A 26,270-nucleotide genomic window follows, 5' to 3' on the forward strand; every position below is an offset into this window, starting at 1 on the left:
TATCTACTTATTATCGGATATCAACTGTTTATTGTCCAAATGCCATAAAAATAGACCACAATAAAGAAGTTTAAACCTATTTTTTACTTTCATTTTCTTATCAATAAGAACGTTCTTAGATGAAGGGGCACTAGTTTTCTAGTTTCATTGAAATGGAATAATTCGCCGGCAGAGGCCGCTGGCATTTTTCCCCGCCATGCGTTTGACAGTTCTCACTTTACAAAACATTTACGCTTTCTTCACAGGAAACATCCATTGTCTTAAAATCTATCAATTATCCTATAAACGATGTTAATAGAGAGGAGAATTCGTGCAATGAAAAGAATAGTAAGAAGTGTCTTCATGTCAGCGGCCCTTGTTGGGATTGGAGCAGGAGTAGCTTGTAAAGCGGAGGCGGCTGAACCGAACCATCCGTCGCTCAATCCGAACAAAATTTTAAACATTGCCCACCGCGGCGCATCAGGCCATGCTCCAGAGCATACAATGCTATCCTATGAAATGGGGCAAAAAATGAAAGGCGATTATATAGAAATCGATCTTCAAATGACGAAAGACGGAAAACTGATTGCGATGCATGATGAATCATTGGACCGGACAACAAACGGGACGGGCCCCGTTAAGGAGCGCACATTGCAAGAAATCAAGCGGCTCGACGCCGGCTCCTGGTTCAATGAAAAGTACCCGGACCTTGCCAGAGATGAATACGCCGGCCTGAAGGTGCCTACGCTGGAAGAAGTGATCCAAAAATTCGGCAGAGGCGCCAACTACTATATCGAAACGAAATCACCTGAAGTATATCCGGGAATGGAAGAAAAGCTGCTCAGCATCCTGAACAAATACAAATTGACAGGGCCAAATGTTCCTTCCAGTAAAGTCATCATCCAATCGTTCAGCCCAGAAAGCTTGAAGAAAGTCCATAAGCTGAACCCTGCCATTCCTCTCGTGCAATTATTATGGTACGACAGCAATGCGGCCGTCACTGACGCCGAGCTGGAAGAATATAAGACGTACAGCGTCGGTATTGGAATGAATTTCGACAAAATTGACAAAGCGTACGTTCAAAAGGTGAGAAAACACGGACTTCTCATCCATCCTTATACGGTCAATGATAAAAAAGATATGCGCAAACTGCTCGATTGGGGAGTGACGGGAATGTTCACCAACTTCCCTGACCGCCTGCAGGAGGTTTTGCAAGAAAAGTAGAGTACGTGTAAAAAAAGCCCCTTTGGCTGGCAATAACCTGGCAGTTTTTGAAGATGATCCTGCATACGCAGGGTCTTCTTTTTTATTTACGGAAGCGATCAGCAAAAAATCTTATGTTCCGGCTGTTAAAAAGAGCAAGTAGACTCGTAGTCTACTTGCTCTTTTCCATAACCGCAAAATAATTGTTTTCGTTATCGGCGAAGTTAAATACCCGTCCGGAAGGCATATTGACAATTTCCCCGACAGTTACATTTTTACTTGCTAAATCGTTGTATAACTTATCGAGATTTTCCGTGAAAAACATTAACGAAGGCGTTCCGAGATTTAATTCAGGCTGCATTTTAGCAACGAGTTCCTTATTGTGAAGAATAATGCTCGTTTCAGCTTCCTTTGTTGGGGCGATTTCAATCCATCTCATTCCCTGGCCGTTATTCTCATCCGAAATCACGCTAAATCCTACTTTTTCTGTCCAAAAATTGACTGCCCCATCCTGATCGTTGACGTACAACATAATTTGACCAACTTGATTAATCATTCATTTCCCTCCCTGGTTTTGGCGTTATTATTTATTTCTGCAAACCTTTCGGATTATCCTTGTTACAATTCTACTCCGTTCAAAAAAAAGCTGATCGTTCAGCTTGATTGACCGTCTAGTGCAAGAAGCAATTACCTTATGATTCTACGTATAATATGCGACGTTATTTTTCCAATCCAGTAAATGATTAATCCCATTAAGAGTAAAAATGATAAAAGCAAAACTGCAGTCATTATCGGTTCACATTTAAATGCATAAATGAATTTATCCACATCATAAATTTGATCGGGTTCGGTTACGCTTTCAGGGGTAAAGACAATTTCATTTCTCCAATCTTCATCAAGCATCAAATAGGAAGCTGTCCAGGTAGTGACGAAAAAGCTAAACGCAAATATCGGCAATAGCACGATAAAAAGAATGAGCCTTGCCACACTCCATGGTCCCCATGAACAATTTCCATTCCTTTTCACCTTGCACCTCACCTCTGGTTTTCCGTTAATTGGCTTTATTGTAAATGTATAAGAATATCTTTGGAAAGTACTATCTTTTCCTAGTACCCGATCAAACGTTCTATCTCTAATGCCCTATCGGCTAAGAACGTTCTTATGTTCAATTTCGCCTAAGTAAAAGATACGATGATGAAAGCAAAAAACAGATTCAACTTCTCTAGTGGTGTTATTTCATGAATGTTTTTAACTAAAGATTTAAAAACATTCAGTTTTCTTGCCTTCAATTTATTTGCATACTACCAATAAAGCAATCCTATTTTCGGATCAAGAGGGGTAATGGGATGAAGACGCAGGCAAAGGAGGATTTGATGATGCTCGTCGTAACTATTTTTTGGGGTTCGTCGTACTTGTTCATGAAGATGGTGCTCGGCGGAATGCGGGAATTCAATTTGATCGCCTGGCGTTTTGGCATTGCTTTTTCTTTTATCTGCCATCCTCTACCGCCGGCGTCTCCTTCAGGCTAACAATCAAACGATCAAATATGGATTTCTATTAGGCTCGATTTTATTTTTGTATTCGCCTCTGTTACATTTGGAGTGAAGTCGACCTCCGCTTCAAATGCCGGGTTTCTGGTCAGTCTTACAGTTGTATTCGTCCCGCTGTATTCGGCCGTTTTTTTTAAAAAAGCGCCTGAAAAGAGGATAGTTTTCGGCGTGTTATTGGCTCTTGCAGGCATTGGCCTGTTGACGCTAAACCATCAATTGGCGGTTCATTCCGGCGATCTTTTGTGCATCTTATGCGCCTTGTTTTATGCCTTGAACATTATGATGACGGGCAGACTGACGAAGAATGTCGATTCCATCACGCTTGGAGTGGTGCAACTCGGGTTTGCCGCTATGTGGGGCCTCTTATTTTCAACGCTTTTCGAGACGCCTGAGCTTCCGGGCACGCCCGGGTCATGGGTTGCTGTATTGGGGTTGGGCGTGTTTTGCAGCGCTTTTGGATTCATCATGCAAACCGCTGCCCAGAAACATACAACTCCGACCCACACAAGCCTCATTTTTTCATTGGAACCGGTTTTCTCAGCCGTTTTCGCTTTTCTATTCGCAGGGGAAATGCTCACAGCAAAAGGGTATGTAGGCTGTCTATTCGTGTTATCAGGTGTATTTCTAGCACAAATCAACTGGCAAGGCCCGCTTATGAAACGCGGGCTAAACAAAAGAAACAATGGGGCTAAGTTGGAGTGAACGGTTTCATTCATTCCTCCCGATTCCCCATCCGGTTCACCGAAAATTAAATAGGCTAAATATAGATGGCCATTTTGCCTTAACCAAAGATTGCAGTTTCCCTATTATTCATATCTAGCACTTCAACCTTCACACTACCACCAAGATGATATGACACTAAATCAGACAATGCGTTTAGAGCCATATGAAACTCATCGCTTCTTGTCTCATCTATTAATTCAATGCAAAGGAATGCATTTTTCGTATTTTCCGTCAGCATCGTCCTCTGGGCTTCGCGCCAATTCCAGCATCTGCATATCGCACCGCCATCATCTTTATAAACAATTTCACCTTCATATGGTGAAGCATTTTCCACACTCCCTAATGGAATAAACGGTTCATCACCATTTGCCCGTGTTAGCCGAATATCGCCTACAAAAGTGTCGATATCTTCTCCGCCACACGGAAGCCCATAGCGTAATGAAATTGAATTATAGATGTCAACAAGCGGGTTAATGGTTCCGATAGGATTGCCATTTTTCACTCTTTTTAATAACGCTTCGATGGAACTCCTTGCTCCTTTCTTTGTCTTGAATTTCCGAAAAGCTTCCCGCCAGACGGAGATGGCTGGATTCTTGCTGAATTCCTCCAGACTTAAGAATTGATGTGCTTCTTTCTCTGCCTCCCTGAGCAACTTCTCGTAAATTTCAACATCCCTTATTGAATTATCAATCCCCCGGCAAATAACGGTACCTATTTTTGCTTGAGGGAATAATGACCAAAAATCATCTTCAATGATCAACCGAGGCATCAACGATCTCTCCCTTTCATTTTACTTATAGTCCGGGTGTACACGCCTATGTTTTGGAAGGGCTGGCAAAGGCGGAGAACACCCCTAGAACAATATACAAATAACCAGTTATCCGGGACTGTAGCTTTGAACTCACTTTTCTGTCCAAAATCCGCTTTCTAATACTTGCTGCAAGAGCTGCATACAAACTATCACTTATAAAAGCCAGAATAATAAATATCATTCCTAAAAGCAAAAATTGCACTGGGACGGAACCAGCAGAAGGTGATATAAATTGCGGAAAGAAAGCTAAGAAAAAGAGTGCCGTCTTAGGGTTCATTATTTCTACGAGCGCTGATTGATAAAAAATCTTTATTAATTTTTTGCGAGGGGCTTTTGGAATTTCTGAAGCCGTAGAATCAGATGCAGAAAATAACGTTTTGCACCCCAGATAGATCAGATAAGCGGCCCCCAGGAATTTAACGATCGTAAAGGCTGTTGCTGATGTCATAAGGATCGCAGAAACCCCGATGGCTCCAGCTAAAACATGGACAGAACCGCCAAGAGATACGCCAAGAACGGATACCAGGCCCGCTTTCTTTCCTTGATCGATGCTTCTTGCCATAATATAGAGTACAGCTGGTCCAGGTATGATTAACAATGTAGCCGCAGCAATGACAAATAGCCAAATTGTCGAAAACTCCATAAAATCCAACTCCTTGTAGTATTTTTGCAGATGATTTATTTCAAGAAACAAGAGTTAGGCCCATTATTTAAAAAGTTCTTTCCGCTTTTCACGCATCCACCGGGCAACCTGAGTTTCCCCTTGTTCATTTGATTTTTCAAGCTCTGCGACAATCGATTTGTAATCGGTGTCACTGCGATTCTGGCTCATTTTGGCTGCAGCTTGAATATCGGTGATTTCAATTTCAAAGCCAACGATTCCTTTCATTTCACTCTCAAGCAACTCTGGATCAAACGTATCCCAGAGCCGGCCATTTTCCCGGTGAGATTCATAATGTTGAAGCATCGAATCCAGAGCCGATCTCAACTCATCCCCACTGATCACACGAGCGGTCCCATATGCATGTACAGCGAGATAATCCCATGTAGGAACCTCTTCAACCTCATACCAACTTGATGAAATGTAAGCGTGCGGCCTTTGAAAAATAAGCAACACTTCACGATGAGGATCCAACGTTTTTTTCTGCCTGTTTCCGTATGCAATGTGCCCGGTCGCAAAGATTTTCCCTTCCTCTTCACGAATGTCGAGCGGAAGGTGGGTAGCCAACGGGCGCTCTCCATCAACCGTAACCAATAAGGCAAACGGATTAGATTTCATCATTTGAACTGCTTCATTATGATCCATACGGTAATACTTAGGAATATACACAATCATCATCCTTTCAACTTGTAATTTAACTTTAAAAAAATAGTACTATGCATACTGACATGAAAAAAGGTACAATATTAAATAAATATACATGTCAGAAGGGATCGTAAATGAAAACGACCATTTTTAGACTCAATAATGACTCTCCCAAATACAAACAAATCTATGAGCAATTTAAATTATTTATTGAGCAAGGCGACATAAAAGCTAACGAGCAATTGCCCTCCATTCGCCAACTCGCAGACTCTCTTCAAGTAAGCCGAAATACAACATTAATGGCTTATGAACAGCTTGTAGCTGAAGGGTATATTCGCGGGGAAGGACGAAAAGGTTATTTTGCAAATGAGCTAGAACCTCTGATCTCTCAGGAGGCATTCATCTCTTATCCTAAAAAACAGACAGAGGCCAAGAAACCTCCGATTGTTAATTTCAGGGCAGATAGCGTTGATCAAACACATTTCCCGCTGAAAATTTGGAGAAGAATCGCCAATCATGTTTTAACTTTGCAGGAAAGCTTTCGATACGGGGAACCATTTGGGGAAGTAGCCTTGCGCGAACAAATTTCCGCCTATTTATTTCAATCACGCGGAGTGAAAACAAATGCAGATGCAATCATTATCGGAAGCAGTACCCAACAAATGCTTGTCTACCTTGGGCAAATCCTAAAGGATGAATTCCGGAGCATTATCGTTGAAGACCCTGGATACGACGGCGCCAGGGAAGCTTTTCAATTCCATCGTTTCACGTTTGAAACGTTGCCGGTTGATGAAACAGGCGCTGATCTTTCACTATTAGAACAAATGAAATCACGGTTAATCTATGTCACCCCTTCCCATCAAAGTCCAATGGGAGCAAGTATGTCTATCGGGCAACGGCAAACGCTTATTCATTGGGTGAACAAGATGCGCGGGTATATTATCGAAGACGATTATGATAGTGAATTTCGCTATACCCAACAACCATTTCCCGCTCTTGCCTCCATTGATTCAGCAAGAGTCATTTATTTAGGGAATTTCTCAAAGTCATTTCTTCCAGGAATCCGTTTAAGCTATATGGTATTGCCGGAACCGCTTTTAGAACGTTATAAACTTCAATTCCGTTATTTTGAAAGTACCACTTCCATTCTTAGCCAGCTCACCATGGCTAAATTTATGGAGGAAGGAGAATGGAATCGCCACATTAAACGCATGCGTCTTGTTTATAAACGAAAAATGCAGCACTTAGTTTCTGAACTAAGAAAACAATTCGGACAAACGATTTCGATTATTGGCGAGCAGTCTGGTTTGTACGTATTAATTAAAGTACACTTGAACCGCTCTGAAGAATGGCTAATCGAGCGTGCTTCTTCATATGGTGTTAATGTGCGTCCCACCTCACTCTATTTCGTAAAAAACTATACCGATCAACCGATGATTAAACTTGGATTTAGTCACCTTTCTTTTGATGAAATTGAGCTTGGTGTAAAACTCTTAAAAAAAGCCTGGGTTTAAAAACGCTCAGGATAGTAAGTAACGTCTTCAACAAACTTTACTTTTAGAAACCGATTTTTCGTTACCGAAGGAAAAAATCGATTTTTCCATGGCTAAGTTCGTTTTTTAGAAAGAGGGCTTTTCGTCTTTGTATATTTGGACGGAAGCTTTCCCGCTTTTAGGGCAAGAGACGATTGAAATTGGATAATCGCGCGAAAGGCTTTCATACGGTATTAAGAACAGCCCAATCTCTATCATTAATAAAATTGGCAAGGGAAGCTGCTTCTTTCGATCACAAAAGAACAAGCCGCCTGGTAAGGGAGGGACGATCGGTCTTCAACAGAATTGGGCGGCAATTTCCGATTGAAATTCATCACCTAAAATGACGGCTTTGTAAATTGAATGTCGTTCACCTTTCATAATTTCATAGCCTGATGCGCCATGGCCATCTTCTTCTAGCAACTGATGGATTAGCCTGCCGCTTTCGTTTGTTTCTTCCGTGTATGTGTCGCTGGGTATGATAATCTTGCACCGAACAACTTTGGGCGCCTCTTTTTTATAGTCAATGGCACTCATTTTCCCTCCCCTAATGATGCCGAAATACTTCACACGTCCTTCGCCCGGGACTCGCGTGTCGAAATTAATTTTATTCCGTCTATGGGATGCACGCTGTTCACACAAGAGATTTATCGATATTTTTTCACGCCTTTAATGACGCTGTTTTCTTTATTTCTCACAAATTGATGATGCTGGTATGAATGGCTGATTTTCTTATCTAATGCTGCCCCGCTTGCGATCGATTGCACGAGGGCTTTTGCGTCCCCGGGCTTGATATCCTTATACCAAATCCCTTCTGGATAGACGATTGTCACACATGCATCATGACACCTGCCATTGCACCTCGTTCTTGTTGTATGAATCACCTCATCAAGACCCCGGCGGTTTAGCTCAGCCCTGATCGCGTTGGTTACTTCATCTCCTTGATTGCGCAAGCACGATGCGCCATTGCAGATGAGAATATGGTGTTTTAATTCAGAAAAATCCCAGGTAGCCATTGTTACCTTCCTTTCTTATTCATTCATGGATAAAACGTCGACAATATGCAGCTCTTTTTTACCATAGGACAGATGTTGATCAGTTGCTTGTTTTGGCTTGCTGCTGGCGGCATCGCAGCCAGTCATTAAGGCCGAACAAGCCAAAAGGATATAGTTTCTTTTCAGTTCTTTTCTCCATTTCCTAAAATATAAATCGTAATGATTACGATTTATCAAAAATACTACTACCTTATTTGTTGATAAGTCAAGAAAAATATTTTTTCCTTTTCGCAGCGAGGCTTACGGAAAAATTACGCTTTTCTTTTTTTAACGGTTTATGCTATTGTTAAATCGTAATGATTACGTTTTATGGATAAGGAGTGTTTTACAGTGAAAAAAATTCCCGTAACGGTCCTGAGCGGTTATCTCGGTTCGGGAAAAACAACTTTGCTCAATCACATTTTAGCGAACCGCGAAGGGCTTAAAATCGCGGTCATCGTCAATGACATGAGCGAGATCAATGTTGATGCGGCTCTTGTGAAACAAGGCGGGTTTTCGCGAACAGAGGAAAAGCTGGTCGAAATGCAAAACGGCTGCATTTGCTGCACCCTCCGCGAAGACTTGATGAAAGAAGTCGAAAAGTTGATCAAGCAAGGAAACATTGATTATATCGTCATCGAATCTTCTGGAATAAGCGAGCCGATCCCTGTGGCGCAAACATTTACATACATCGACGAGGAATTGGGGATCGATTTGACCAAATCATGCAGGCTGGATACGATGGTCACGGTCGTCGATGCCAACCGCTTTTGGGATGACTTTGCATCTGGAGAAAGCTTGCTCGACCGAAAGCAGGCAGTGAACGAGAATGATGCCCGCGAAGTGATCGATTTAATCATTGACCAAATTGAGTTTTCCAATGTGCTCATCCTCAATAAAACCGATTTAGTCGAGCAAGAAGAAGTTGACCGGCTGAAAGGGGTTTTGCGGAAACTGCAGCCTGAAGCCAAAATCATCGAGACGGCCTTTGCAAACGTTCCATTAAAAGATGTTTTGAATACAAAGCGGTTTGACTTCGAGCAAGCGAGCCAGTCCGCCGGATGGCTAAAAGAGCTGAACGAGGAACATACGCCTGAAACAGAGGAATTCGGAATTTCATCTTTCGTTTACCGGAGAAAACGGCCATTCCATCCTGAGCGTTTACTTGAATGGCTCGAAAATTGGCCGGAAGATGTCGTCCGGGCAAAGGGCATCTTCTGGGTGGCCACACGGAATAATATGGCCGGGCTGCTATCGCAAGCAGGAACTTCCATCATCATCCAGGGCGCAGGCGAGTGGCTTGCCGCCTATCCAGAGAATGAACGGCAAAAGCTGCTCGACGAAGACCCCGAATTGCAGAAAAACTGGGACGAAGTATATGGCGATCGCATGACTGAACTCGTTTTCATCGGCCTCGACATGAACCGACAACAGGTTGAACAGTCTCTCGATAACTGCCTTTTGACGAATAAAGAAATGAGCGGTGATTGGGACAAGCTGTCCGATCCGCTGCCCCAGTTTGCCATTGGCACAGAACAATAAACATAAGCTCCCTTTCAGGAATACTGGAAGGGAGCTTATGTATTAAGAGCTCGCCGTTTTTAAGACAAGTCGCCGGAAGCTTTCTTTCATCTCCTTCACCGGCAATCGGTGCCCGATCATGATGATGCACGTCTCGCGCTTTTCTTCACACGCGAGCCTCGTGAAATGAGACCGGCCTGAAGCATACTGGAATTGGAATAACCCGCCTTCTCTCTTTAAACGGACGATCCCCTTGCCCCTCACAACATTTTCCGGGAGGGCATGGAGCCATTTCTCAATCGAAGCGCGTTCAATGGCCGGAACATTTTCCATTTTTATTGCCTGGAATGGATGGTGGTGGCCTTCTTTATGATGGGGGCTGTTCGCTTGATCGGGCGCCGGGACGGTAAAAGAACCGGCCCATTTCTTAAACACGGTGTCCATGTCAACTTTCCCAAATGCCGTTTCAATGGTTTTTGTTTGCCCTTGAAGCAGTTTCTGTATTTTCTTTATGGCTTTTCCCTTTACCTTTTCGCTGACAAGATCGGTTTTATTTAAGATGATCAACGTGCTTGCACTTAATTGTTCATCAAGCAAATCGCGGATTTCCTTCGAACTCGAAAAGATGCTGCCATATTCCAAAAACTTGCTGCAATCGACGATGCCGATGATCGACTGGATTTCAAAGCGATCCATGAGCGCGGGATCCTTCAGCGCTTCCACGATTTCTTTTGGATTGGCAATTCCCGTCCCTTCAATAAGGAGCACATCCACCTCGTTCTCTTTTTTCAAAAAAAGCGCCAGCTCTTCAATCAAGTTCTCCTTAACCGTGCAGCAAATGCAGCCATCCAGCAACTCTACCATTTTTTCACGCTGAAAGAGGTGACTTTCGACATTCGCCTGGCCCAGTTCATTCAATACGATTCCGGGCGTGGCGTTCATGCTTTTGCAATGTTGGAGCATGTTCAGCATGACTGTCGTTTTGCCGCTCCCAAGAAACCCTGTCAAAATAAACACTGGAATTTTCCTCATTTTCATAAATATCCTCCTATGTACAAAAATAGTTTGATTGCATTGGCGATCCCAATCCTATAATACTTGCAAATCGTAATGATTATGATTTAGAATTAAAATATCATTTTTCAGCTTTGTTGGATGAAAATTAGGAGGGCACCCTTTATGGCTTACATAAAAAAGACGGAAGGCTCTTTGAGAAAAGATGTAATCGGGATTTGCCTTTTTTTAATGTTTCTCGTTTCTTTCCTTTTCACGGAACAGATTAAACAGGATCCGCTGATGGCGAAACTCCCAAAAATGTTCGTCCAATTCAACACCATTTTTTTGAGCATCATCATCGAGACCATTCCTTTTATTCTATTAGGCGTGTTTATTTCATCCTTTATCCAAACATTCGTTTCAGAAAAAGCGATCGCGAAATTCATTCCAAAAAAACCGATAATGGCGATTGTTCCCGCGATTTTGCTTGGCTTTGCTTTTCCATTATGCGAATGCGCAATCGTTCCTGTGGTGAGAAGATTGATAAAAAAAGGATTGCCCCTCCATATCGGGGCTGTCTTGCTTATTTCCACCCCTATCCTTAATCCTGTCGTCCTCCTATCAACCTATTTTGCGTTCCGGAATCATGAGGCGATCCTTTACGCGCGGATGGGTCTTGCCATTTTTGTGGCGGCCATAGTGGGGACCATCACCTATTTTTTTTTCAAAAACCGCAAAGAATTGAAGTGGAGCAAGGAAGAATTGGCCGGTGAAGCCGTATCGGGGGCAACGCGAACGTTAAGCAGATGGAAGCAGACGTTTTACCATGCTTCAGATGAATTTTTTGACACTGGCAAATACATCATTATCGGCGCGTTTCTTGCCAGCCTGTTCCAAACCTTTTTCAACAGGAATTTCCTTCTATCCATCGGAACGGATGATGTCCGCTCCACTGGCCTGATGATGGGACTCTCGTTTCTTTTGTCGATTTGTTCAGAAGCCGACGCATTTATTGCCGCTTCCTTTGGCACCACGTTTTCAAAGGTGTCGTTAATCGCTTTTCTCGTATACGGTCCCATACTGGACATTAAAAATGCGCTCATGCTCTTTGCCACGTTCAACACCCGCTTTGTTCTCGCGTTCATTTCAATTGTCACAGTAGTTGTGTTTTTCTCGGCCCTGTGCCTGAAATTCATTTTATAATGGAGGGAAGGAATTGAAGAATGAACAAGATTGGGAATTCCATACGTATATTCGCGCGATCATATTATTCGGATTCATGCTGCTCCTATTTGCTTTTATCGTAAGCGGGAAAATCAACTCGTACGTTTCGCCGCGAATGGTGCCTTTTTCGTATATGGCCATGATTGGCTTTGGTTTGCTCGGTGCCGTCCAGATGTTCAGGGGGACGGCGAAAAACACGGAGGAGGAAATGAATTGCGGCTGCGGCATTGATCACCGCCCAAAAGGCTCCCCGCTAGCCCAGTTTTCTCTCTATCTCATTTTCGTCATCCCGGTTTTAGCCGGCCTCATGATCCCGGAAGCGGCGTTGGACACATCCGTTGCGAAAAATCGCGGCGTCAAATATGGCTCTGGCATTTATTCGAAGCCGAGTCCCCCAAAAATGGAGAACGAGAAATCAAACGCATTTAAAATCGATGCCGACGAATATTTGAAGGATCCAGATGGCTATATAAAAAAAATGGAAAAAAATGCAGCAAAACAAGCCGGAGTAGACGAATCTGCTGCAGGATCAGATGATGCCCGAGCGTATTACGCTTCTTTGGTGAATACGCTCGCGAGGACAAATAAAATCATCGTCACTCCGAACAACTTTATGGAAGTCATGGCTGCCATGGATCATGACATTCGCCCGTTTGTCGGCAAACAAATGGAGATTAGTGGTTTTGTTTACCGGGAATCCGGCTTCAAAGCGGATCAAGCCGTCGTTGCCCGCTTTGCCGTGGAGTGCTGCATAGCGGATGCTTCTGTTTATGGCGTCCTCATGTCAAGCAAAGACATGAAAGCCTATCAAGATGATGCATGGATCAAAGCAACTGGTGTCATAACGAAATCCGTTTACAACAAACATCCGATCCCGCTCATGAAAGTCCAACACTTGACAAGAATTAAAGAGCCGAAAGACCCTTATGTGTACCCGGACATGTAGCCATGGAATGATGGATAGATCGTGGGATGCGATAAGACACCCATTTAGAAAAATCAACGCCCGGGTATTTCCCGTTTTACTGATGAGAAATGTAAAAGGAACGGCGAACTGATATGTTCACCGTCCCTCTCTAGAAAGTGTTGATTTATTTTTCTAATCGCTAAATGAGGAAATTTCTTGCATCCCTTATTTATCCCGGCGGGCTTTAGAAAAGTCCATCTCACTTGTTCCCGGGGGCCGGCTGGTCGACTCCCTTTACCCGATGCCTATGCCCATCATCGGTTGACGTATAGAAATCGTAATAATGGACATGCATCCCGTTCCCCACCGGGATCGCCGGTCCGGACCAGGCCTGGTAATGATGGGTGTGGCCGTCTTCAAAAACGACATATCCCTCCGTATAATGAATATGGCTGCCATCCTGGGTGCGGGTCGGAGGATGTGTAACATCCAGGCATTGGTGTACATGCCCTCCTTCCATCGACGTATAATCGACAGAACCATGGGTATGATGCGGAACAAATCCTTCCACAAAGTCATCCTTCCCAATTTTTCGATTCATGCAGCTTCCCCCTTTTATGCATTTTTATCATGTTTATGCGCCGAAATAGTATTGTTGACCTGGCGCGTGAAAAACGCAAGGCTTCATTTCCAGGCGGCTGAATCAGGACCCTGGCACCAAAATTTTTACTCCTGTAAAACTTTCTCGAATGTGGCGGCACGAATGTCCGCGAACAGATCATTTTAATGAAATTCACTGGCCGTCATTCGGATCGCTTTAAAAAGGCGTCTCATATATAACTTCTCCGGTCAGCGATACATCATAGCCGCCGATGGAAGCGACTTCTTTTTTAAACGCATCGGAACGTAAAATTTGTTTCACGACATTCAGTAATTCCCCGGATGATTTGAGAATGACAAGGTCGTACCGTTCTTGGATTAAAGGAAGGAAATCGATGCCGACGATTCTGGCCGCTTTTTCAATACCGATTCCTACATTCGCTCTCCCGCTTGCGATCGCAGAAGCGACGCTTAAATGATTTGACTCCTCGTTTTCATAGCCGCTAATGATGTTTGGTGAAATATTGTGAAGGATTAATTGTTCGTCAAGCAACACCCTTGCCCCTGAGCCTTTTTCCCGATTGGCCAATTGAATGAACGGCTTGCTCAGGTCACTCCACGTTTGTATATTCTGGGGATTTCCGTTTGGAACATAGAAGCCGGCCATGCGCGAGACGAGGTTGACAACCGTATAAGAATGTCCAGTAAGCAACTTTTTAACATAGGGAACATTATATTCGCCTGTTTCACCATCAAACAAATGCAGGCTGACAATGTCGCACTCGCCCTGATACATCGAGATAAGACTATTTAAGCTGCCAACATAAGAGCGCAATGGCCTTAAGGGAGAATTTTTTTCAATTTCACTTGCAAGGAGGTCGAGAACCATATCTTGTCCACTAATGACCACGGTTCTTGGGCTTGATTTTTCTACTTTTTGCAGCTTTTCATTGTGTGAAGGCACAACGGCGGACTGCCGATTTCCTCTCTTATAGTTTTCAAGGTCGGCCTGGTCGATGCGCATTTGCCTCCCGACACGGAAAGCGGGCAATTCTCCTTTTTTAATAATGTCGTAAACGGTTAATTTTGAAACTTTCAAAAGGCCGGCCACTTCTTCAACGGTATATGAATGCTCTTTGTTCATAAAAAATCCCCTTCTTTCTTGCAAAAACTAATCTATATTCAATTATAATAAGTTATAACTAATTATAATGAATTATAATTTGGAGGGCGCTATGAAAAAATTTCTCATATCCATCTTAATGTTCGTCATTATGATTTGCAGCGGATGTTCAACTCCGGGTGTGACAAAAAAAGATTCTTCCTCAGCCGGCAAACAAACGGAGCTGACAATCTCAGCGGCCGCAAGCTTGAATGATGCGCTTGCTGAAATCAAATCCGTCTATGAAAAAAAGCATAACAACGTACATCTTTCCTTTAATTTTGGCGCATCCGGAGCGTTAGAGCAACAAATATCCCAGGGTGCGCCAGTCGATTTGTTCTTCTCCGCGGCCAAAGACAAGTTAGATTCTCTTGTTCAAAAGGGATTGATCGACAAAAAACAAGCTTGCGATCTTGTCGGAAATGATCTCGTTTTGATCGTTCCGAAAAACGAAAAGGAAAAGGTCTCGCGTTTTGAGCAATTAACGGACAACAACATAAAAAAAATCGCCATCGGCACACCCGAATCCGTTCCAGCAGGCGCCTATGCGAAAGAAACACTGCAAAATTTGAGAATCTGGGACAACGTTCAAAACAAAGTCGTCCAGGCAAAAGATGTTCGCCAGGTTCTGTCCTATGTAGAAACCGGTAATGTGGATGCCGGGCTCGTTTATAAAACGGACGCGCTTCCCTCCTCAAAAGTGAAAATCGTTCGAACAGCGAATGAGGACACACATCAGCCCATCGTTTATCCGCTCGGCATTATTAAAAGCTCAACACATATGAAACAGGCGGAAGCATTTTACCGATTCATGCAGGGCGATGAAGCGCTCCGTATTTTGAAAAAGCATGGGTTTAAAGGATTGAAACAATAAAATGGTGAACGACTTCTGGTCTCCAGTAAAACTATCGATCAGCATTGCATGTGTATCAAGCATTTTTGTTATCCTTTCAGGCACAATCGTTGGGAGGCTGATGGCCCGGAAACGTTTTGCCGGAAAGGTCATTGTTGAAACGATGCTTATGCTGCCGCTCGTACTTCCGCCATCCGTCGTTGGCTTCTTGCTGATTGTCATCTTTGGGAGTAACAGCCCGGTCGGCCGGATCTTTCATCAACCGATTATGTTCACATGGTGGGCGGCGGTCATCGCTTCGTCAGTCGTCGCCTTTCCGTTAATGTACCAGGCGGCAAAAACCGGATTTCAGTCGGTCGATGGAGAAATTGAAGACGCGGCAAGAGTGGACGGGGCGAATGAATTCAAGGTGCTGCTGTTCATTTCCATTCCGCTTGCGTTCAAATCGCTTCTTTCGGGGGCAGTCTTGAGCTTTGCGAGAGCGCTCGGCGAATTTGGCGCAACATTGATGTTCGCTGGGAATATCCCCGGGAGGACGCAAACGATTCCAACCGCCATTTATGTCGCCATGGATTCCGGAAATATGCAGTTAGCCTGGCTCTGGGTGCTCGCAATCATCGCTATTTCATTTATGATGCTTGTCATTGTACAGCTCAGACAAAAATAATGTTCTTTTATTTCGTATCAATTGCGGTTTGGAAAATAAAATTCGAGGTTTGGAAAATAAAATAAGTGTTTTGGAAAACAAATTTCCCACTTAGAAAATAAAATTCGGAGTTCGGAAAATAAAGTACGGAGTTCGGAAAATATCGCGATGAATTTTTGCGATCTGTCCTTTTTGCATTCAAAATTGTTACGATTTTGACTTTTAAATGCGCCTATCTAGCAAACGGGCTTATAAATGCTTTCTTGAAGCGTGAAAAAGCCGATGATGAAATCGGCTCAAGGGTATTATTCATTATTTTTCTCATTGGAAGCTGTATTGGCCAGCTTGAGAAAAACGTCATTGATGTTTTTCATCCGGGCCTCCACCTTTTTAGCTGCCGCATCCAGCGTGAATCCTTCTTCAATCAATTCTTGAATGAGAAGGATTTTTTTTATGTTTATATAATTGTACCTGCGGGTCGTTCCTTCCCCTTCCTTCTCTGACTCGATGATCCCTTTTTCTTCCCAGTAGCGTATTTTTCTTGTCGGCACCCCGGTAATGTCAGAAACTTCTCCGATTCCCACAACAAGTTTTTTTAACAAATCAAAGTCAAGCAATGGATCGATCTCATGTTTATCGCTCACAATCTTCCCTCCCTTACTCTTCGTAATTATTTTACAACACAAGAAATTTATTTACAAAAATTAAACGCAATCTATTGACTCTGTTTGTAACTTAATTACAATGTATGTATATAATGTTCATTAAGTGAAACTAAATGTTCAAATGAATAAGGAGGCCATTTCTTTGGAAAAAGCAGTCAGCAACATCCAGCATGCAGCTTCTGATAAAAACTATCCCCTTCTAACGGCGATTTTTTTCTGGTGCGGGTTGGTCGTCGTCTCAAACCTGTATGTCACCATTCCCCTTGTTTCAATCTTTTCAGACACATTTGATGTATCAACGGCGCAAGCCACATGGACCAGCAGCGTTTTTTCACTTTGTTATGCCGTAGGCTTTTTGTTTTTTGGCCCATTGTCCGATCGCTATGGTCGCAAAACCATTATTTTGATCGGGCTTGGTGCGCTAGCCGTTGTTTCTCCTATCATTGGCTTGTTTCATAGCCTGCCCTTGTTAGTGGCTCTTAGAGGAGTTCAAGGGATTGCAGCGGCGACGTTTGCGCCGGCCGCTCTTGCTTACGTTGTTGAAGTATTTCCTGCGGATAAGCGGGTCACTGCGATTGGATTTGTCAGCACGGGATTTTTAATGTCCGGCATTGTCGGCCAGGTCATAAGCAGCCTTATCAGCCAGCATTTTGGCTGGAACAAAGTGTTTTATCTTCTTGGCGTGATTTATTTGCTTTCTGCCTTTTTAGTTGCGCTGTTTCTTCCGGCGAATGATGCCAGGCGAGAAGAGGGGGGCGTTCTTGCATCTTTCACACAAATGGGAAAAGTGTTTGTGAAAAGAAACTTGTTAAAGTGCTACATCATCACTGTGACGCTTCTGCTTTCTTTTGTCGGCATGTATACGGCGCTCGGGAGCTATTTAAGCAGCCCGGCATTTGGCCTTGGCGGGCAGGACATCTTGTACGTCCGCACTTTCGGGATCTTAGGCATGCTGCTTTCCCCGTTTGCCGGGCGCCTGGTTGCAAAGTTTGGCATTCTCACTGTTCTTAGAGGCGGCCTGGCATGCTCCGTCTTCGGTCTTGCGATTTTGGGAGCAAGCTCCAACCTCGCTTTCCTTGTTGCAATGAGCATTGTGTTTGTGGCGGGGATTTCCATCACCGTCCCGACGCTTATTTCGCTTGTTGGCCAATTGGGTGGTGACGCAAGGGGCGCTGCGGTTTCTCTTTACACATTTATATTGTTTATTGGCGCGACCATCGGCCCGATGATTGTCGTTGATTTACTGAAAGCAGGAAGCTATCTATTAACCTTCGAAACGCTGGCGCTTTTGCTTGGAATAGGGCTTTCCGTCTCATTTTTTATTCAACAGGAAAATAGACTGTAACACGTTCAAGGTATGATGAAAATGGCTCATTTTCAGTGGGAAAATTTTAAAACTCAAAAAGCCGGGCGTTCTCCCCGGCTTTTTCTTACACTTTAAACCTTGTATTTTCTAGCACTACAATTTTTTCTTGGGATGACATGGCCAATTTTTTCGTATGTTGGACAAGCTCAAGGATATTGCCGCACGCTTGTTTCGCTCCTTTTACTAACAAAGGGACGCCAATCGAATCGATTTTCAGCCTTCTCGAGAACAAACCGCCAAAGGTCATGGCGATTGGCACGGTAGGTGATGTGTTCGAGAAAATGATTTTTTCATCAATGTTGTATTTTTCCTGCAAAAGCGTGCTTAAATTTTTCACACCTGGAATCAATACTTTCGATGAACCCCGGCCGATCGTATAAACTGGATGCCCATCCTCATCAATTCCATGAAAAATTAGCTTCCCCATATCGGACGTTTGCAGCTTGTTGAAATAGTTCACGTTTAAAATTTCTTCTGTTGTCAGTTTTCGATCTAAAGGTAGCTGCTTTAAATGATAAGCTGCGGCCAGCGCAGTCGTATGCGTTCCGCCAAAGTCATTATAGATGTAGATCATGTTCTCACTCCGTTACTTGAATCTAGCACCATTATTTCCAATACTTTTTACCGGCAATCATGCCTCTTTATGTTCCTTTCTCCTTTATTTATATGATGAATCGTTTTGTTTAAGGAGGAAGCGGCATGCGCGCGGGGAAAATTGAAAATTTCAAGTTATTGAGTGAATTTCAAACGGTAGAGGAATTTAATTCGACCATCCGGCGGTTTCTTCAGGATCATCGGGGTGAGTTTACGAAAGGTGAGCTGCTTGCGTTTCATCATCTTACAAAGTTCAGCATAAAAGTGATTGGCGTGTGCAATGCGAAAATCGGCACGCTTGTTTCGTCATGTCTTTCGGACAAAGGCGGAGTCTCCCGTTCGACGTTTGAACGAATGCTTCGGAAAGCCAAAAAGCTCGGGATTTTGTCGATTCATCATGCGCTCCGTCAAAAGGGAGGATTTGCCCATAATCTTTTTGTTTTTCATCAGTATGACAGGGCGAGCAAGGAAAAATTGACGGAGCCTGCACGAACGGAAAAGCCGGGTGGCACAAAGGCTGAGCGCAAATTTTCACAACCGGAAACTACTTCTTTGGAAACAAATAAAAAAATAATAAAAACCAACAACTTACGTCTTAATAGTATTGATGCAGCGGATCCTGATTACACCTACTTGCCGGATGATATTCCTAAAGAGTTCATTCATGCAGTAAAACCTTTTTTCACGAGAGCTATTGAAATTTATTCGCTATGGCAAAAGGTTCGAATGGCCTATCGGAGTTTTTCGTTTGAACAACATTTAGAAGAGCTTGTCGATCAAGCGATTTACGCCTTTAAGGTCACGGTCTTTCAGTATAAGTGTGGGCGCATTAAAACGTCTTTTGTTCAGTATTTTTATGGGACGTTAACAACGGTTTTTTCGCGTGAAAAAAGGCGTGAGCGCCGAAGGAATGACGACCCCATTCCGAATTGGCTTGAACCTGACTGGGACAAAAGCTGCACAAATCCTAATTGGTATGAAATCGTAAAGCCCGAGCTTCGCAATAATTGCCCGATCCCGAATTGGCTTGAAATGTAAGAGCCCGGTTACTTAAAAGCTGGTCCGATTATGTATTGGCTAGAAACGAAGAAGTGCTAAACCGTGCTCTATTTCATCTACTCCAAAATGATGAGAGCTTGTCCAAAGCCGCGAAGTTATTGGCCAAACTCGGATGCTTATTGTCCGGCAAACATGGTTTATTGGCCTGGCTCTCGGATATTGGCTAAAATCATGGATGTATTGGCCAAAGTCGAGAAGTTATTGTCTGAACCCTGATGATTATTGTCCGGCAAACATGATTTATTGTCCCAGCTCACGGATATTGACTAAAATCACGGGTGTATTGGCCAAAGTAGAAAAATTATTGTCCGAAGCCGTATAGTTATTGTCTGAACCCTGATGCTTATTGTCCGGTATACATGATTTATTGTCCCAGCTCACGGATATTGGCTAAAATCATGGGTGTATTGGCCAAAGTCGAGAAGTTATTGTCCGAACCCTGATGATTATTATCCGAAAGCTTGATTTATTGGCCAAACTTACGGATATTGGCCAAAACCATGGATGTATTGGCCAAAGTAGAGGAGTTATTGTCCGAATCCTGTTGTTTATTGTCCGGCAAGCTTGATTTATTGGCCTAGCTCACGGATATTGGCCAAAATCATGGGTGTATTGGCCAAAGTCGAGAAGTTATTGTCTGAACCCTGATGCTTATTGTCCGGCAAACATGATTTATTGTCCTGGCTCTCAGATATTGGCCAAAATCACGGAGGTATTAGCCAAACTCGAGAAGTTATTGTCCGAACCCTGATGCTTATTGTCCGAAAGCATGATTTATTGTCCTAGCTCACGGATATTGGCCAAAATCATGGATGTATTGGCCAAAGTCGAGAAGTTATTGTCCGAACCCTGATGCTTATTGTCCGGCACCCAAGATTTATTGGCCAAACTTACGGATATTGGCTAAAATCATGGGTGTATTGGCCAAAGTCGAGAAGTTATTGTCCGAACCCTGATGCTTATTACCCGGCACCCAAGATTTATTGTCCTAGCTCACGGATATTGGCTAAAATCATGGGTGTATTGGCCAAAGTAGAGGAGTTATTGGCCAAAGCCACCAAGTTATTGTCCGAACCCAATCAACAGAAAAATTGCCCGCTCCCGTATTGGCTGGAATGGTGAGTCTGTACATTTTCCCCCCGCTAAAAATGTTGATTTTTCCCGGGAAATACGAACCTTCTTGTCGAAAAATCATTCATTTTAACGAACAAACTTTCTATTCGGATGAACTATTTTATAGTACTATAGAACTATGTTACGTTATAACGAACAATTTGATCATTCGACAAGGGGGGAACAAAAATGTCGGAACTCTCAGTGATACTGATTGATCAGAAGAAAAAACCGCGTTCCATCAAAATTAATCATTCGCTTGAGGCCTTTGAGGAAATTGTGAATGGACCGGTAGAGCTGCTCAAATTTCATCGGGAACCCTATCGACTCGTCTGCCATGTAAAAGAAGGGTATGATTTATACTATAATAAGAAAACACCTTCCGGAACGTTTTTCGTCGTCAAATACCAGAACGGATTCGAAAGCCTCAATGAATTGGAAGTGGACGAGTTAAAAAAAGTGCTTCGCATGAAGATGAAGAAGTGGAAATAAAGAGAGCCCCCTAAGTAAGGCTCTCATTTCATTTGGAGGAAATTGTCTTTATATAAACAGCCGGGAATTCCTATCATTTTCAGAATTCCGCATATGATGAGATGATAGACGATCATCGCTTATTTAAAAATATCCATCGAAACGATGCCTTTTTTAATCGAAAGTGACTTGATCCTCTGAATGTCTTTCGGGTCATTTAATTCGCTCATGAAGCTATCATACGCTTGCTGGACGGTTGATACCGGATAAATCGCCCGCTGCAAACGTTGATCCGTGATCGCTTCTACTAAAAAGAGTTCAAAAGTCTCTTTGTTCAAACAAGACCCCCTCCTTTTTTATTATCGTTATAAAATAATTCTTTCTTAGCAAAGGGATCTCCTGCTCTTTTGTTTCTTGTAACAAAAAAGAAAAAAACCGGCCTAAAAGACCAGTTTTTCAGACATTTGATCGTTCCTTTGTTGATCATTGCTTTAGTAACCTGACCGCATGAAGAAATTTATGGCTCTTTTTCTTTAACGGGCGAATACGTGCCCTCCGATCCGCTTCACGACAGGGCGTGTTAAAATCCATTTGCTTGTCGCAATGGACGGGTTGTAGTAATAATAGGAGCCGCTTGAAGGGTCCCATCCTCTCATGGCATCAATCGCCGCCCGGTACGCGGTATGGTTTGGCGACAAATGGTACTGGCCGTCATGCACCGCCGTAAAGGCATTCGTTTGGAAAAGGACGCCGTCAATCGTGTTCGGAAATTGGGCGGAATCAACCCGGTTCAATACGACGGCTGCCACGGCCACTTGCCCGATATACGATTCACCGCGCGCCTCGCCATACACGGTATGGGCCAATTTCTCTACATTTCGAAGGTGATTGTATGTATTTTTCCCTACCATTCCATTTTGCATGATATGCATATCGCTTTGGAATCGCCGCACGGATTCTCTCGTAACCGGCCCATAATACCCGGTAGGCTGAGTATGGAAATACCCCATTTTTTTAAGCTGGCGCTGAAGTTGGTAAACATGGCCGCCTCTGTCTCCTTGTTTGAGCAAGCTTGCAGCATGCGCGCTCTCCCCAAAATCAAAACCCATCACCAAAAATGAAAGAAATAGAATAATGATCGACTTTTTCAGCAAAACACATCACCTTCCTTTTTATAATTAGAACTAGTTTAGTAGAAGGCAGTCGAATTGTGTATCCGCCATTAGAATGATCTTTGTCGGAGTACCCCCTACTTTTTCACTATTTTCTAAAAAGTGCGTAATTTATTCATTGCTGCACATCATGTCGCAATTTCACGTTTTGGCACGAATACTTTACTATAAGCCCCAACGAATGAAGCCGACCATTTTTTGAATATTGTAACGTGATAGCAATAAAGCTGAAATGTTAAATTGATAGAATTGATGGAAGCAAACTTTTTTTACGAGGAGATCGAGGTATGGAAGAGCATGTGAAAAAGTCATTAGAAGAATGGAAAAATGAAATCAATGATCTATTGATCGCAATCGAAAAAGAATATAACGAAATCAAACAAGAATTGCAAATCTATTCCTACAAGTTCAGCATTACGAAACAGGTGATCCAGTCAACGGTCAATGATGAGCTAATCCGTGATATCCGTGAACGCTACCAGACTCCTTTTGAGCAGAAATTCAATCAATTGAAAGAAGATATAAAAGATCTAGAGGAGAAGAAAAAAGTCTTTCAAATGTTTGTCGATAAAATTGACAAGGTGAAAGGAAAAGATGAAAACAGGTCGTATTCGCCCGCCAATTGAATGGCCCCCACTTTAAGCTTTGTCTTAAAGTGAGGGCATTTTTTTTCGCTTTATTTTAATAGCCTGATAAATTCGCGCATGAATCCAGGCAGGTCAGGCCACGCATGGCCCGAGACGAGATTTTTGTCGGTATGAAGCGTTTCGTCAATATATGTAGCCCCGCATGCGATCACATCCGGCTTGCAGGCAATATAAGCAGTATATTCCCGGCCTTTCATTAAATCAGGAACGACGGAAAGCACTTGCGCCGCATGGCAGATCGCGCCAACCGGCTTATTTTCCTCAAAAAAGTGGCGGATAATCTTCGGGAGTGCATCATCCATGCGAATATATTCGGGAGCCCGCCCTCCCGGAATGATTAGTCCGTCAAACTTGGATGGATCAACATCGTAAAAAGCGACATTCGAATCAAGACAATAGGCAGGCTTTTCAACATATGTTTCCATGCCTTCGACAAAGTCATGGCTCACGGTTTGCAGTTTTTTGACTGTTGGGGAAGCGATCGTCACTTCAAAGCCTTCTTCCAAACAACGGTAATACGGGTAAAAAACTTCGAGAGCCTCCACCGCATCTCCAGTCACAATCAGCACTTTTTTGCTCATCGATCAAGACCTCCTTGAAAGTATCATCATTCACATACATATTCTTTAATTGTTTGTAAGTTCCTTCTTCATTTTAATAGAAAGACTCATAACGAATAAGTACCCACTTTAAAGAAATAAATAACCTGTTTGGCGAAGAAAATCTAGTGCCCCTTCTAGAAAAATAGTTTGAATTTCAGTACTCGAACATTCGTTATTTTAAGAACACCTCGTTAGATCTGTGAAATGAGGAAAAACGATCACGAATCGTTACATGATTTAAAACGATTTCGTTCTCGGACAATAAGGGCTCTTATTTGGACAATAAGTCATCCGGTTGAGACAATAACATCTTACTTTTGGACAATAAGCGAAAAAACTACTCCTTTTATTGTCCGACACAGGCCAATTATTGTCCGATGGAATCGATTTATTGTCGGAAATCTACTGTTTATTGTCCAGATGTCATGAAAATAGCACCACACTACCACACTAGAGAAGTTAGATCCTGTTTTTTGCTTCTAATTTTTTTACAAGCGAAAATGGATTCTTGAAAATAAGAACTTTCTTAGCTGAAAGGGCACTAGTTTAGACGAAGAAGTGAGTTTCATCATTTTTTTGCAATTGAATGAATTGCCTTTCAACTTAAAAAAGTAGTATCGTTAAAGCAGATGTACAACTTTTTCGAAAATGGGAGGGGATAATCATGTATACATTAGTGAAAAATGCTACAGTAATTGATGGAAATGGCGGGCAGCCTCTTGTAAATGCTGCCGTTCTCATGAAAGGCGAGCGAATTGAAGCGGTTGGAACCCTTGATCAAATCAAGCAGCCGGATGCCGATGTTGATGTGATTGATGCCCGGGGAGGATTCGTCTTGCCGGGGATGATTGACTGCCACGTACATATGATGATTGAATGGGCGCGGGCCGGTCTTGAAAAACGGCTGGCGACTCCGTTCTCCCTTCGGTTTTATCAAGCGGCAGACTATTTAAAACGGACGCTTCATTCCGGCATTACATCGGTAAGGGACGCGGGATTTACGGACGTCGGCGTAAAAGAGGCGGTTGAACAGCGGCTCATTTCCGGCCCCCGCATGCAAATCAGTGTTATTCCGCTTACGACAACAGGCGGGCATGGAGACGCCTGGATGCGATCCGGGATTGATATGACCGATGTCAGTTATCCAACGATGCCAAGTGGAATTTGCGACGGTCCTGACCAGGTGCGAAAAAAAGTGCGCGAGGTTCTTCGCGCGGGTGCCGACATTATTAAAGTCCATGCTACCGGTGGCGTGACGAGTCCGACAGACCATCCGGAATTCACTCAGTTTTCCCGGGAAGAGCTAGAAATTATGGTACAGGAAGCGGCATTTCGCCGGGGAGTAAAGGTAATGGCCCACGCGCAAGGAGCGGAAGGGATTAAAAACGCTGTCCGGGCGGGAATCCATTCGATTGAACATGGGATCTACCTGGACGATGAAGCGATTGAATTAATGTGTGAAAACAAAACTTTCCTCGTGCCGACGCTCCTCGCTCCTATCGGGGTGCTGGAAGCCGCCGAAAAGAGCGGTACGATGCCGGAACATGCGATAGAAAAAACCCGCGAAGTGATAGAAATCCATCGTGAAAGCATAGCGAAAGCGCACAGGGCTGGCGTGAAAATTGCCATGGGCACAGACGCTGGCGTCATCCCGCATGGAACGAATTTACGTGAATTAAGCCTGATGTGCCAAATTGGTATGACTCCAATGGAATCGATCGTCGCCACAACTAAAACCGCCGCCGAATGCCTTGGCTGGGACGATCGGCTCGGGACAATTGAAATCGGCAAACTCGCCGATCTGATCATCGCTAAAACAGATCCGATCGCAGACATTCAATCACTTGAACACCCGGACAATATTGTCATGGTCATGAAAGGCGGCCGAATCGAAAAAGACTTGTTGACCGCAAAAGGAAGCCAATCCTTGCATCTGGTTTAGGAGAAGTGGATCCTTCGTGCATTTTGGAAATACGATCATGTGGAGGAACTTCATTTGGAAATTAGAAAAGCGAGTAAAAAAGATCTAGCGGGCGTGGCGAGAGTGTATGTGGATAGCTGGCGGACTACGTATCGCGGCCTGGTGCCTGGCGAATACCTTGACGGGTTATCTTATAAGGATGCAGAAAAAAGATGGACGGATTTTTTGCAAGGCGGCAATGAACCTATTATTTATGCCGCCGTTCATCAATCTGGAAAAATCATAGGTTTTGCAGCGGGCAGAAAGAGTGATGATGAACATTTTAAAGGAGAACTCTATTCGCTTTATCTCTTGCAGGAATGTAAGGGGCAAGGCCTTGGCAAGCAACTTCTTTCAGCCATCGCCAACCATTTTAAAGAAAACGGCATTTTTTCCATGATGGTCTGGGTCATGAAGAAAAATCAATCCGGTAGAGGTTTTTATGAACGGATAGGCGGCAAAGAATATATCCATAGGACCAGCACATTTGGAGGAACCGTGGTAGATGATGTCGCGTATGGCTGGAAGGACATCTCGAAATTATGCTTAAAGTAAAATTTTGCAGAAAGAGTGG

At 43.4% G+C, this 26,270-nt stretch carries 31 protein-coding genes; 14 read left to right on the forward strand and 17 right to left on the reverse strand.

The window, feature by feature from the left end; all coding sequences use genetic code 11:
• The first annotated feature begins 315 nt into the window (after positions 1 to 315).
• Entirely contained in the window at positions 316 to 1,203 is an 888-nt protein-coding gene (locus WD019_RS06365) for a glycerophosphodiester phosphodiesterase (protein WP_425710948.1), read from the forward strand.
• Positions 1,204 to 1,354: 151 nt separating this feature from the next.
• On the opposite strand, the gene WD019_RS06370 is transcribed toward WD019_RS06365, so the two are convergent.
• The 3 genes from WD019_RS06370 to WD019_RS06380 all read right to left on the reverse strand — a co-directional run bounded on the left by WD019_RS06370 (position 1,355) and on the right by WD019_RS06380 (position 2,681).
• Positions 1,355 to 1,738, reverse strand: a complete 384-nt coding sequence (locus WD019_RS06370) for a VOC family protein (RefSeq protein ID WP_425710949.1) — start codon at positions 1,736 to 1,738, stop codon at positions 1,355 to 1,357.
• 131 nt (positions 1,739 to 1,869) lie between these two features.
• A complete protein-coding gene (locus tag WD019_RS06375; protein ID WP_425710950.1) occupies positions 1,870 to 2,208 on the reverse strand; it encodes a DUF4306 domain-containing protein in 339 nt (112 codons plus the stop codon).
• Positions 2,209 to 2,483: 275 nt separating this feature from the next.
• A complete protein-coding gene (locus tag WD019_RS06380) occupies positions 2,484 to 2,681 on the reverse strand; it encodes a hypothetical protein (protein ID WP_425710951.1) in 198 nt (65 codons plus the stop codon).
• Positions 2,682 to 2,753: 72 nt separating this feature from the next.
• On the opposite strand from WD019_RS06380, the gene WD019_RS06385 reads away from it, so the two are divergent.
• A complete protein-coding gene (locus WD019_RS06385) occupies positions 2,754 to 3,434 on the forward strand; it encodes a DMT family transporter (protein ID WP_425711042.1) in 681 nt (226 codons plus the stop codon).
• Between the two features lie 79 nt (positions 3,435 to 3,513).
• Here WD019_RS06385 and WD019_RS06390 read toward each other — a convergent pair whose 3' ends face one another.
• From WD019_RS06390 to WD019_RS06400, 3 genes are all read right to left on the reverse strand, one after another.
• Positions 3,514 to 4,224 (reverse strand): B3/B4 domain-containing protein, encoded by a 711-nt coding sequence (locus tag WD019_RS06390; protein WP_425710952.1) that lies wholly within the window; start codon positions 4,222 to 4,224, stop codon positions 3,514 to 3,516.
• Between the two features lie 46 nt (positions 4,225 to 4,270).
• Positions 4,271 to 4,909, reverse strand: a complete 639-nt coding sequence (locus tag WD019_RS06395) for a LysE family translocator (RefSeq protein WP_026679417.1) — start codon at positions 4,907 to 4,909, stop codon at positions 4,271 to 4,273.
• Positions 4,910 to 4,972: 63 nt separating this feature from the next.
• A complete protein-coding gene (locus tag WD019_RS06400; RefSeq protein WP_425710953.1) occupies positions 4,973 to 5,596 on the reverse strand; it encodes an FMN-binding negative transcriptional regulator in 624 nt (207 codons plus the stop codon).
• 110 nt (positions 5,597 to 5,706) lie between these two features.
• On the opposite strand from WD019_RS06400, the gene WD019_RS06405 reads away from it, so the two are divergent.
• A complete protein-coding gene (locus WD019_RS06405) occupies positions 5,707 to 7,086 on the forward strand; it encodes a PLP-dependent aminotransferase family protein (RefSeq protein ID WP_425710954.1) in 1,380 nt (459 codons plus the stop codon).
• Positions 7,087 to 7,401: 315 nt separating this feature from the next.
• Here the strand turns inward: WD019_RS06405 and WD019_RS06410 are convergent, their stop codons facing one another.
• The 3 genes from WD019_RS06410 to WD019_RS06420 all read right to left on the reverse strand — a co-directional run bounded on the left by WD019_RS06410 (position 7,402) and on the right by WD019_RS06420 (position 8,336).
• Entirely contained in the window at positions 7,402 to 7,641 is a 240-nt protein-coding gene (locus WD019_RS06410; RefSeq protein WP_425710955.1) for a hypothetical protein, read from the reverse strand.
• Positions 7,642 to 7,751: 110 nt separating this feature from the next.
• A complete protein-coding gene (locus WD019_RS06415; RefSeq protein ID WP_425710956.1) occupies positions 7,752 to 8,120 on the reverse strand; it encodes a (2Fe-2S) ferredoxin domain-containing protein in 369 nt (122 codons plus the stop codon).
• Positions 8,121 to 8,135: 15 nt separating this feature from the next.
• Positions 8,136 to 8,336 (reverse strand): hypothetical protein, encoded by a 201-nt coding sequence (locus WD019_RS06420; RefSeq protein WP_425710957.1) that lies wholly within the window; start codon positions 8,334 to 8,336, stop codon positions 8,136 to 8,138.
• Positions 8,337 to 8,468: 132 nt separating this feature from the next.
• Between WD019_RS06420 and WD019_RS06425 the strand changes: the two genes are divergently transcribed.
• On the forward strand, positions 8,469 to 9,680 hold the full coding sequence (locus WD019_RS06425; protein WP_081412776.1) for a GTP-binding protein: 1,212 nt from the start codon (positions 8,469 to 8,471) through the stop codon (positions 9,678 to 9,680).
• Positions 9,681 to 9,722: 42 nt separating this feature from the next.
• On the opposite strand, the gene WD019_RS06430 is transcribed toward WD019_RS06425, so the two are convergent.
• Positions 9,723 to 10,697 carry a CobW family GTP-binding protein gene (locus tag WD019_RS06430; RefSeq protein ID WP_425710958.1) on the reverse strand — a complete coding sequence of 325 codons (975 nt, stop codon included), beginning with the start codon at positions 10,695 to 10,697 and terminating at the stop codon, positions 9,723 to 9,725.
• Positions 10,698 to 10,838: 141 nt separating this feature from the next.
• On the opposite strand from WD019_RS06430, the gene WD019_RS06435 reads away from it, so the two are divergent.
• Positions 10,839 to 11,858 (forward strand): permease, encoded by a 1,020-nt coding sequence (locus tag WD019_RS06435; protein WP_425710959.1) that lies wholly within the window; start codon positions 10,839 to 10,841, stop codon positions 11,856 to 11,858.
• Positions 11,859 to 11,871: 13 nt separating this feature from the next.
• On the forward strand, positions 11,872 to 12,825 hold the full coding sequence (locus tag WD019_RS06440; protein ID WP_425710960.1) for a TIGR03943 family putative permease subunit: 954 nt from the start codon (positions 11,872 to 11,874) through the stop codon (positions 12,823 to 12,825).
• Positions 12,826 to 13,045: 220 nt separating this feature from the next.
• Here WD019_RS06440 and WD019_RS06445 read toward each other — a convergent pair whose 3' ends face one another.
• Both WD019_RS06445 and WD019_RS06450 read right to left on the reverse strand, forming a co-directional pair.
• Positions 13,046 to 13,387, reverse strand: coding sequence for a YmaF family protein (locus tag WD019_RS06445; RefSeq protein WP_026679426.1), 342 nt, complete (start codon positions 13,385 to 13,387; stop codon positions 13,046 to 13,048).
• Positions 13,388 to 13,603: 216 nt separating this feature from the next.
• A complete protein-coding gene (locus WD019_RS06450; protein WP_425710961.1) occupies positions 13,604 to 14,530 on the reverse strand; it encodes a substrate-binding domain-containing protein in 927 nt (308 codons plus the stop codon).
• A gap of 91 nt (positions 14,531 to 14,621) precedes the next feature.
• Here WD019_RS06450 and modA point away from each other — a divergent pair, with 91 nt between their 5' ends.
• Positions 14,622 to 15,422 carry a molybdate ABC transporter substrate-binding protein gene (modA, locus tag WD019_RS06455; protein WP_425710962.1) on the forward strand — a complete coding sequence of 267 codons (801 nt, stop codon included), beginning with the start codon at positions 14,622 to 14,624 and terminating at the stop codon, positions 15,420 to 15,422.
• A gap of 1 nt (position 15,423) precedes the next feature.
• On the forward strand, positions 15,424 to 16,068 hold the full coding sequence (gene modB, locus WD019_RS06460; RefSeq protein ID WP_026679429.1) for a molybdate ABC transporter permease subunit: 645 nt from the start codon (positions 15,424 to 15,426) through the stop codon (positions 16,066 to 16,068).
• 284 nt (positions 16,069 to 16,352) lie between these two features.
• Here modB and WD019_RS06465 read toward each other — a convergent pair whose 3' ends face one another.
• The gene (locus tag WD019_RS06465) at positions 16,353 to 16,691 is read right to left on the reverse strand and encodes a MerR family transcriptional regulator (RefSeq protein ID WP_425710963.1); all 339 of its coding nucleotides are present in this window, start codon (positions 16,689 to 16,691) and stop codon (positions 16,353 to 16,355) included.
• A 142-nt stretch (positions 16,692 to 16,833) separates the two neighbouring features.
• On the opposite strand from WD019_RS06465, the gene WD019_RS06470 reads away from it, so the two are divergent.
• Positions 16,834 to 18,057: an MFS transporter gene (locus WD019_RS06470; RefSeq protein WP_425711043.1), complete on the forward strand. Its 1,224-nt coding sequence runs from the start codon at positions 16,834 to 16,836 to the stop codon at positions 18,055 to 18,057.
• Between the two features lie 85 nt (positions 18,058 to 18,142).
• Here the strand turns inward: WD019_RS06470 and WD019_RS06475 are convergent, their stop codons facing one another.
• A complete protein-coding gene (locus WD019_RS06475) occupies positions 18,143 to 18,652 on the reverse strand; it encodes a DUF3189 family protein (RefSeq protein WP_425710964.1) in 510 nt (169 codons plus the stop codon).
• Positions 18,653 to 18,777: 125 nt separating this feature from the next.
• Here WD019_RS06475 and WD019_RS06480 point away from each other — a divergent pair, with 125 nt between their 5' ends.
• A complete protein-coding gene (locus WD019_RS06480; protein ID WP_425710965.1) occupies positions 18,778 to 19,710 on the forward strand; it encodes a hypothetical protein in 933 nt (310 codons plus the stop codon).
• A gap of 1,323 nt (positions 19,711 to 21,033) precedes the next feature.
• Positions 21,034 to 21,336, forward strand: coding sequence for a DUF3846 domain-containing protein (locus tag WD019_RS06485; RefSeq protein WP_425710966.1), 303 nt, complete (start codon positions 21,034 to 21,036; stop codon positions 21,334 to 21,336).
• Between the two features lie 119 nt (positions 21,337 to 21,455).
• Here WD019_RS06485 and WD019_RS06490 read toward each other — a convergent pair whose 3' ends face one another.
• Both WD019_RS06490 and WD019_RS06495 read right to left on the reverse strand, forming a co-directional pair.
• Positions 21,456 to 21,653, reverse strand: a complete 198-nt coding sequence (locus WD019_RS06490) for a hypothetical protein (protein WP_026679435.1) — start codon at positions 21,651 to 21,653, stop codon at positions 21,456 to 21,458.
• Positions 21,654 to 21,848: 195 nt separating this feature from the next.
• Positions 21,849 to 22,469 (reverse strand): cell wall hydrolase, encoded by a 621-nt coding sequence (locus WD019_RS06495; protein WP_425710967.1) that lies wholly within the window; start codon positions 22,467 to 22,469, stop codon positions 21,849 to 21,851.
• A gap of 305 nt (positions 22,470 to 22,774) precedes the next feature.
• Between WD019_RS06495 and WD019_RS06500 the strand changes: the two genes are divergently transcribed.
• On the forward strand, positions 22,775 to 23,113 hold the full coding sequence (locus tag WD019_RS06500) for a hypothetical protein (protein ID WP_425710968.1): 339 nt from the start codon (positions 22,775 to 22,777) through the stop codon (positions 23,111 to 23,113).
• Between the two features lie 50 nt (positions 23,114 to 23,163).
• Here the strand turns inward: WD019_RS06500 and WD019_RS06505 are convergent, their stop codons facing one another.
• On the reverse strand, positions 23,164 to 23,715 hold the full coding sequence (locus WD019_RS06505; protein ID WP_026679438.1) for a DJ-1/PfpI family protein: 552 nt from the start codon (positions 23,713 to 23,715) through the stop codon (positions 23,164 to 23,166).
• A gap of 682 nt (positions 23,716 to 24,397) precedes the next feature.
• Between WD019_RS06505 and WD019_RS06510 the strand changes: the two genes are divergently transcribed.
• A complete protein-coding gene (locus WD019_RS06510; RefSeq protein ID WP_425711044.1) occupies positions 24,398 to 25,678 on the forward strand; it encodes an amidohydrolase family protein in 1,281 nt (426 codons plus the stop codon).
• A 54-nt stretch (positions 25,679 to 25,732) separates the two neighbouring features.
• The gene (locus tag WD019_RS06515) at positions 25,733 to 26,251 is read left to right on the forward strand and encodes a GNAT family N-acetyltransferase (protein ID WP_425710969.1); all 519 of its coding nucleotides are present in this window, start codon (positions 25,733 to 25,735) and stop codon (positions 26,249 to 26,251) included.
• Positions 26,252 to 26,270 lie beyond the last annotated feature (19 nt).

The organism is Fictibacillus sp. Mic-4 (assembly GCF_049843615.1).
Lineage (GTDB): Bacteria > Bacillota > Bacilli > Bacillales > Fictibacillaceae > Fictibacillus_A > Fictibacillus_A gelatini.